Here is a 3,453-nt window from a genome sequence, read left to right as displayed (position 1 = left end):
CAGGCCCAAGGCGCGCATCGAGGCGTTTTCGGGTGCCTATTCCGATTACGGCGACAGCCACTACGTAAGCACTTACAAAGACTGGTCGGAACTGGCGCAAGCCTATGAAAAGGCCGCCAGCGCCAAGGCACTGCCCACCGACAAGATCAAGACACTGGCACAACAGCTGACGGCCGAGGCGAAGACGCCACGCGCCAAGGCGCTGCTGCTGTCGGACTGGGTGCGCAAGAATATCCGCTATGTCGCCCTGTGGCTGGGCCGCGATGGCGTGGTGCCGCATGCAGCCGAATCGGTGCTGGATAACCGTTATGGCGATTGCAAAGACCACGCCACCTTGCTGCTCGCCATGCTGAAAGCCGTCGACATTGATGGCAGCACCGCGCTGATCAACCAGGGCAACCGCTACCAACTACCCGCCGTGCCGGTGCTGTCGGCCTTCAACCACGCGATAGTCTACCTGCCGGAACTCGACCTCTACCTTGACCCGACTGCCACGGTGATTGCCGCCGGATTCTTGCCAGTGCCCGAATTGGATAAGCCAGTTTTGCTGACCAAGCTCGGCAAGCTCGGCCATACCCCGGCCGTGCAGCGCAATGACTCTGACAGCCAGTACACCATGGCGCTTGGCAGCGACGGCAGTGCCGAGCTCAAGGGCGATCAACATATTGCGGGCGCTCTCGCCGAGCTGAACCGTTACATCTTGAACAACCTGCCCGAAGCGCAGAAAAGCAAGATGGTGAGCAATCTGCTGCGCACCCAGAATCTGACCGGCGACGGACAAATGTTGCTCAATGGCAAGCAGGACCAGCCCGATCAGCAGTCCATCACAATCACCGCCCATATCGACAGCCTGGCCAGCCTGCCCGGCCCGGTCGGCATGCCTACGCTGACCTCGCTTGGCGGCGGCATCGCAGCCAATCTGCAAAGCTTTCTGAGCGAGGCCAGCCGAAGCCAGCCGTTTGCCTGCGTACCCAGCAAGGTCCGCGAAGAAGTGCGTTTCACGCTGCCCAAGGGCGTCAGCATCAACAGCCTGCCCAAGCCCCTGAAACTGGACGACCGCTATTTCGCCTACCAAGCCAGCTATCGGCAGGACGGCCAAGCCGTGCTGGTTCAGCGCGAAATGGCGGTAAAACCGCAAAGCCACCTGGTGTGCACCGCAGAAGACTTTACCGCCATGCTGCCGGCACTCAAGCAAATGGCGCGCGATGTAAGCAGCCAGATTATTGTCGCAGCCGAATAAACCCGGCAATTGATAAGGCGCGCCAACTATTACCCGATTGCGCGCCTTATCGGAGCATGCCCTGGTCACAGCATGTGTCCAGGGCATCCCGCACCCACCAAACCGAAACAGAGTTGTCCCATGAAAAAGAACTGGCCGGCATACGCCTTGAGCATTGCCATATCCGCCCTGCTGCCGGGCTGTGCAAATAAAATCTGCGAAACGCATGAAATGCGCTACGACACAGCAGCATCAAGCCAACCCGGCAAAATGGACTTGATTTGCCATAGCTCCACCAGTGGCCATTGCTATTTTAAAGTGGGCACACAGGATGACCGCTACCAAGAACTCACTCTCTTGCCCGGTACAACCCTGGCAATCGACAAGCCATCCATTCCCATACCCATTTGCATGTCGGCCATCGCAAAGATCAGCGTATTTGAATGGGATCAATGCAAGCGGCATGGCTTAATGCTGACCGAAGATGGCATAAAACATCCTAAGGGTTAGCAGCGTGTTGCATCGGGAGAGGTGCCGATACAGTGCTCACTCCCTTTTGCACCCTCTGGACTATTAACAGGCTGGTGAGAAACTCTTTGAACGCCCACCTGGCCGCGAAAAGTCTATAAAACCCAGCGGCTTTGCTCAAAAAATAAGCAAATCCGCCTGGTTTTTGAGCGACTCTGCCAAATTTTGCTCGCTTTTCCCACTTTGCAGCCAGCGCCAAGAGTTTCTCACCAGCCTGTTAAGTGGAAACACTATTTATTGAGACCAACCGAGCTCAACTTACATGACATTTCGCCAATCGTTTCTCATCTGCATCCTGATGCTGAGCATCATCAGCTGCAAAAAAGTCCATCTGGATGATCCGCCCCCGCCATCCAGCCCAGGCCCCGGGCAGGGTGTGTGGATTGCTAGCGTGGAAGCCTTTGGCAAGAAACATGTTATCAAAATTGAAAACACCCAAAACCACGGTGTGTTTGCTGCCAAGGCCATATTCAAATCGGGCTTCAACCTCAGCGAATCCGAAGTACGCTTTATTGATTCCAATACACGTCATTTGTTGGCCGTGCCATGGAACGGCCGTGATTTAGCCAGCGGCGTTTCGCTGTACACGTGGGAGAAGGCAGGAAACGATTTATATATTTCGCCCATCGACCCGGCGAACCAAGATGCAGCTTGCCAGCAAACCGGCAATGAATCGTATATGTGCCAATTGAATGACCTGTCAGCCGGCGCAAGCAGCGCGAGTAATGCAACTACGCCGGGCGGCATACTGTTTTCTCGCGTTCAGTAGCGTACTTGGCCGACACCCCACCAGCACCACCGGGTGGCGAGCAAAACTTGTTGTTTGAATTCACTCGTTGCCGCCACAAGACAGGCAGTCGCTGCTGCTAGCACTGGAGCTGGAGGTACTGGCGATTCTGCCGCCACTTTCCAGAAGCGGACTCTGGCCCTAGGTTTCTTCTTGCTGCCCCCGATGCAGATGACGGTTTCCACTTTCCGCCAATGGGGCTTATCTATTTCGTAACCACATCAGGCTTGCAATGGGTAGCCGGCCTGTTTACCCGACTCACCCGCTTGCCGATGGGCTACCAGACGCTGATATGGGCACCGCGCTATCGGGTGGCCAGAAGCAGCGTATCCTGCTGGCCCGTGCCCTGTACAAACGGCCGCGTTTATTGTTTCTCGACGAAGCCACCAGCCATCTCGATGTGGCGCGCGAGCGCCAGGTGAATGACGCGGTGCGCCGGCTGCGCCTCACCCGCATAGTGATCGCCCACCGCCCGGAAACCATTGCCATGGCGCGCCGGGTGGTGCGGCTAGATAAGGGGCGGGTGGTACAGGATTTCAGCCAGATCAGCCCATCCCCAAGCCCCGCCGCAACTACAGGCGCGCAGCCGCCAGCTTGGCGAGTTCCTGTAGCTGAGCCGGGCTGACATTGTCCTTACCCTGCTTGTTCCAGCCCATGCTTTGTATCCATACCCCGGTGTTGCCCTTGAGAAACACCGCGTACTTGATCGGGCTGCCGGCCTTGCTGCGAAAGCCTTCGTTACCGATGCCGCTCAAGCGTTCACCCTGGCTACCGTATTGCTTGTTCCAGAAGGCATAGGTTGACGCCGGTTGCACCATCACCATCAACACCAGCTGATTGTCGGCGCCGGCAAAATTGAGCTCGCCGCCCGCGCCAATGGCCGGATTTTTCGGCACCGCATGCAGCGGGCTCAAGCCCA

At 57.2% G+C, this 3,453-nt stretch carries 4 protein-coding genes and 1 pseudogene; 4 read left to right on the top strand and 1 reads right to left on the bottom strand.

From position 1 onward, the window contains the following. From ACE3OH_RS20890 to ACE3OH_RS20875, 4 genes and pseudogenes are all read left to right on the top strand, one after another. Window positions 1–1,240 (top strand): transglutaminase family protein (locus tag ACE3OH_RS20890; protein ID WP_374357747.1); only part of this gene is annotated, 1,240 nt, incomplete at its 5' end. Window positions 1,241–1,360: 120 nt separating this feature from the next. Then, window positions 1,361–1,729, top strand: coding sequence for a hypothetical protein (locus ACE3OH_RS20885; RefSeq protein ID WP_374357744.1), 369 nt, complete (start codon window positions 1,361–1,363; stop codon window positions 1,727–1,729). A gap of 280 nt (window positions 1,730–2,009) precedes the next feature. Further along, complete coding sequence (locus ACE3OH_RS20880; protein ID WP_374357741.1) at window positions 2,010–2,516, top strand: hypothetical protein; 507 nt, start codon at window positions 2,010–2,012, stop codon at window positions 2,514–2,516. A gap of 280 nt (window positions 2,517–2,796) precedes the next feature. Continuing rightward, a pseudogene (locus tag ACE3OH_RS20875) lies at window positions 2,797–3,159 on the top strand (ATP-binding cassette domain-containing protein); the annotation flags it as partial. On the opposite strand, the gene ACE3OH_RS20870 reads toward ACE3OH_RS20875, so the two are convergent. Continuing rightward, a partial coding sequence (locus ACE3OH_RS20870; protein WP_374357738.1) for a hypothetical protein occupies window positions 3,107–3,453 on the bottom strand: 347 nt, incomplete at its 5' end. The pseudogene ACE3OH_RS20875 and the gene ACE3OH_RS20870 overlap by 53 nt on opposite strands.

The sequence above is a fragment of the Chitinimonas sp. genome (assembly GCF_041904975.1).
GTDB lineage: Bacteria > Pseudomonadota > Gammaproteobacteria > Burkholderiales > Chitinimonadaceae > Chitinimonas.
This window is presented reverse-complemented; position numbering and strand designations above follow the sequence as displayed.